Origin of the sequence: Okeania sp. SIO2B9 (assembly GCF_010672505.1) — a bacterium.
GTDB classification, from domain to species: domain Bacteria; phylum Cyanobacteriota; class Cyanobacteriia; order Cyanobacteriales; family Microcoleaceae; genus Okeania; species Okeania hirsuta.
The window spans coordinates 1-4,577 of sequence record NZ_JAAHGK010000581.1 but is presented as its reverse complement, the minus strand read 5'-3'; the positions used below and the strand labels follow the sequence as shown (position 1 = coordinate 4,577).

Here is a 4,577-nt window from a genome sequence, read left to right as displayed (position 1 = left end):
TGCCGACCTGGATCTTCTCGCCGGTGGCCAGCGGGGCGATCGGAAGGTTACGGCCCGGGCCGACCGACACCACGGCCACGTCGGTCGGTTCGTGGGTGCCGAGGATCTCCCCGTCGATCGTTTCGCCGGTGGACAACCGGACCCGGAGCTGGCTGGAGCCCTCCACCACGTGGTTGTTCGTGAGGATCAGCCCATCGCCGTAGATGACGCCCGAACCGAGACCGACGTCGGTTTCAATCTGGACCACGGCCGGGCCGAGGGTGACCGCCACCAGCGCGGCCGGTTCCTCGATATCTTCCAGGTCCACCACGATCGAGGTTGTTGGCGCCGGAGCTTCGGTGGTGGAGGTCGTGAGCGCAGTCTCGACCACATCGGCGGTCGAATCGTCGGCCCGACCCAACTGGGCGGCCCCGAACCCGGCGGCCGCGATCAAGCCGCCGGCCAGGAACGAGAAGGCGGCCCGCCAGCCCCAGCGTCCACCCGACGGAGCGGCCGGGGGCGTTTCGGTCTGCCCTGCGGGCGATGCCGACGGCGGCGCCACCGGGGGCAGGTAGCTGTCGCCGTTGCCGGACCGAACCGGGGGCCCGCCGGGGGTCGGGCCGAGCGGGCTCCATCCACCGGTCAGCGGCGGCGGGGAGGACTGCGGGACGACGGCGTTGGCCGGCGACGGCATCGGCGTCGTCGGGGGCCCGGAGACCGGCACAGGAGCGGCCGGCCACGGGGGCGGTGCCGCATCGGGCGACGCGGCGGATGCGGGCGGCGGTGTGGGCGGTGCGGCCGGGGGCGCGGGCGGTGCCGCAGGGGGTGCCGCGGCAGAAGGTGCGGGCGGAGGTCCCGCCGCGGGAGGTCCGGGCGGGGCTGCCGGTGGCGACGGTGCGGTCGGCGGGAGCAACATCGGGGCGGGCGCCCCGTCGGACCCGGAGCTCACGGGCCCGGCGTCGGACGACGATGGCGGTGGCCACGTTTGATCGTCCGCCTGCCCTTCACCGTCGTTCATGTCCGGACCGTCACCCGACAACTCGGGCCTCCATTCGCCTTCTTGCACCGATCGAGCCCGCTTCGCCGAATCGTGAACGCCGCCGAGCCACCGTTAGCGCCCGACGATCGTAGTCGGCGGAACCGGCGGACGATCGGGATCCTTGGCCGGCGGGGCGATGGGCTCCGCCGAGGATGCCTGTCGTGCCATCATCGGCAGCTTAATGGTGAACGTTGAACCGGTGTCGGGCCGGGAGGCCACGAGGGCGGTCCCGCCGTGGCGTTCGGCGATCTGACGCACGATGGAAAGGCCGAGCCCGGTGCCGGTACCGCTGTCGTCGCCCCGCCAGAACCGTTCGAACACCCGAGACTGTTCCGGCTCGGTCAGGCCGGGGCCCTCATCGGTGACAGCAACGATCGCCTGCCCGTCCTCGACCGAGGAGCGGACCTGCACCGTCGACCCCTCGGGGGCCAGGCGGACCGCATTGGACACCAGGTTGGCCACCGCCCGGCGCAGGGCCGGACCGTCGGCCTTGAGCAGCACCGGGTTGGGGGCCTCCAGCGCCACGACGAGGTTGCGGGTTCGGGCCGCGGCCCGGAACTCCTCGGCCACGTCGGCCGCGATTGCCGCCAGGTCCACCTCGCTACGGGTCACCTCGGGCACGCCGACCCGGGCCTGCTGGAGAAGGTTGTCGACCATGGCCCCCATGCGCTCGGTCGAACGGTGGGCAACATCGGCCGAGTGCCGAAGCTCCTCGACGGTCGCGTCGGGGTTGGAGAGGGCGAGCTCCAGGTTGGTGCGGGCCGCGGCGAGCGGGTTCCGCAGTTCATGGGAAATAAGATGTTTGCATTAACACGATTAGATAAAACTTATCAATAAAATAATTTTATGGCAAGATATATACTGTATTAATTAGCAACATTGTAGTGCTAAAATAAAAGTAAAGTATATAAAAATTGGGATATTAAATATATTAGGTGGATAATAAACATCAAAATGGGACAAAAAGCCTTCAACTAAACTCTATGAAATTGAATTTCGCAGGCACTACTGATAAAGGTTGTATTCGCTCAGTTAATCAAGATTCTTATTACATAGACCCTGAAGGACGATTTTTTATTGTTGCTGATGGTATGGGAGGACATGCAGGTGGCCAAGAAGCTAGTAGAATTGCTGCGGAAGTAATTAAAAATTATCTTGTTAGCCATTGGCAGGATGTTATAGAATCATCAAAATTGTTAGAAGATGCTTTTCTCAAAGCCAATGAAGCCATTTTATACGACCAACTAGAAAACCCAGAACGTTCAGATATGGGCACCACCGCAGTAGTTGTTATCTTCCGAGAACAAGAACATTGGTGTGCAAATGTAGGTGACTCTCGCTTCTATCGACTTCGAGACCAAAACTTAGAACAAATTACAGAAGACCAAACTTGGGTAGCTCAAGCAGTGAGACAGAATGCTTTAACTCCCGAACAAGCTAGAGTACATCCTTGGCGTCATGTACTATCTCAATGTTTAGGTAGGAAAGATATGGGTAAAGTAGACACCTTATCTATTGATATTCAAACAGGCGATCGCCTATTACTCTGTAGTGATGGATTAACAGAAGATTTATCTGACACGGTAATTGCCCCCATGTTAAGTTCTAGTGATGATTGTGAACCTATTGCTCAAGAACTTGTAGATGCAGCTAAAGATCGAGGAGGTCGCGATAATATCACAGTAGTAATTGTCATTGTTGGTAATGAAAAATGACCAAAATTATTGGTTTGATTAGTGGCACTTCTGTCGATGGTATAGATGCAGCTTTAGTTGATGTTGCTGGTGGTCAAACAAATTTAAAAGTTGAACTGCTAGCAGCAACTACTTATCCCTACTCAGAAAAATTACGCTCCCAAATTCTTAGTGTTTGTGGCGGTGCATCTCTGTCAATAGCTGAATTGGCAGAACTTGATGATGCTATTGCCCAAGAATTTGCCCAAGCAGCATTTACAATTAATCAAAAAAGCGATCAAAAAGCAGAAATTATTGGCTCTCACGGTCAAACTGTTTATCACCGTCCACCATCTCAACAATTAGGTTATAGCCTTCAGTTAGGACGTGGTGAAGTAATTGCTAACATCACAGGTATTCCCACTATTAGTAATTTTCGAGCTGCTGATATTGCTGCAGGAGGTCAAGGTGCACCCTTAGTTCCTTGTGTAGATATTCATTTACTGAGCCACCCTGAATATAATCGCTGCATTCAAAATTTAGGTGGAATAGGAAATGTCGCTTATATTAAAAGTCAAAAATCACCATACCTCAAAAATAGTATTTTAGGTTGGGATACAGGTCCGAGTAATACACTATTAGATTTAGCAGTACAACACCTTTCTCAAGGTAGGAAAACCTACGATAAAAATGGAGAATGGGCAGCCAGTGGAATACCATGTCAAGACTTAGTAGAAAAATGGTTAAAACAAGACTTTTTCCAACAAAAACCACCAAAATCTACAGGTAGAGAATTATTTGGCAAAGACTATTTATTTAACTGTCTTGCTGATGGAGAAAATTATAATTTAAGTGCTGCTGATATACTAGCAACTCTCACAGAATTAACAGCAGCTTCTATTAATCATAGCTATCGAAATTTTTTGCCAAATTTACCAGATCAAATATTATTATGTGGTGGTGGTAGTCATAATTTATATTTAAAAGAACGGATACAGAATTTATTAGTACCAATTCCAGTAATTACCACTGCTGAAGTAGGTGTAGATGTAGATTTTAAAGAAGCGATCGCCTTTGCAGTTTTAGCTTATTGGCGTTCTTTAGAAATTCCCAGTAATTTGCCAGAAGTTACCGGAGCTAAAGCCAAAGTAATGTTAGGAGAAATTCATCAACCAATTATTTAATTAGGAGTCAGGGAGTCAGGGAGTGGCTCACACGGATTATGGCACGGATATACGGATTAGGTCAGGGAGTAGGGGAGATTAGAGGGTGCATCTCATCGCAAGCAAAAATACTTTTTTCCTATATATTCCCTATTCCCTATTCCCTGTTGCCTAAAAGGGATAAATTTTTGGTTTTATTCATACATTGAGATGCACCCAGATTGGATATTGAAGTAATTATAGAATTATCCACGTATACTATTAGGACTTACGCAGATACGCTATATATAGCGCTCAAAACTATTGTCCAACAGTTACTTTACTCTATAAATAGTGCCTTTCCGTAAGTCCTGACTATATAACCGGATTTTAGATTACGCAGTAATATTATGTCTGGATAATTAGTGATAAAAAAACTTTCCCCTTTAGCGATAGCCAATACCATTTGCCCCTACAGATGGTGGTTTAAAAGTCAATTTGCATAAGTCCTGAATAAAAAATAAAATCAATTATCCCACTGTTATTCATCAATTATTTCCCCCTACTCTGTACGGACGTTGCATACAACCTCCCTACTACGTTCTTACCGAATAATTAATAATTAATAATTAATAATTAAATAATTCTGGTTTAAAGCCTCCCCTTTTAAGGGAAAAAAAGTGCTAGGATATTTCCTTATATTCAATTCCGTAACGGTTTTAACCAGAGGTAATTATCAATTAT

General features: G+C 50.5%; 4 protein-coding genes. 2 read left to right on the top strand and 2 right to left on the bottom strand.

The window, feature by feature from the left end:
- Both F6K13_RS19500 and F6K13_RS19495 read right to left on the bottom strand, forming a co-directional pair.
- Positions 1 to 673 (bottom strand): trypsin-like peptidase domain-containing protein (locus F6K13_RS19500; protein WP_287288081.1); only part of this gene is annotated, 673 nt, incomplete at its 3' end.
- A gap of 417 nt (positions 674 to 1,090) precedes the next feature.
- Positions 1,091 to 1,801 carry a sensor histidine kinase KdpD gene (locus tag F6K13_RS19495; RefSeq protein ID WP_287288083.1) on the bottom strand — a complete coding sequence of 237 codons (711 nt, stop codon included), beginning with the start codon at positions 1,799 to 1,801 and terminating at the stop codon, positions 1,091 to 1,093.
- Positions 1,802 to 2,001: 200 nt separating this feature from the next.
- On the opposite strand from F6K13_RS19495, the gene F6K13_RS19490 reads away from it, so the two are divergent.
- Entirely contained in the window at positions 2,002 to 2,733 is a 732-nt protein-coding gene (locus F6K13_RS19490) for a Stp1/IreP family PP2C-type Ser/Thr phosphatase (protein WP_124154115.1), read from the top strand.
- Positions 2,730 to 3,875: an anhydro-N-acetylmuramic acid kinase gene (locus tag F6K13_RS19485; RefSeq protein ID WP_124154116.1), complete on the top strand. Its 1,146-nt coding sequence runs from the start codon at positions 2,730 to 2,732 to the stop codon at positions 3,873 to 3,875. Before F6K13_RS19490 ends, F6K13_RS19485 begins: the two co-directional genes overlap by 4 nt.
- The last annotated feature ends 702 nt before the right edge of the window (positions 3,876 to 4,577 follow it).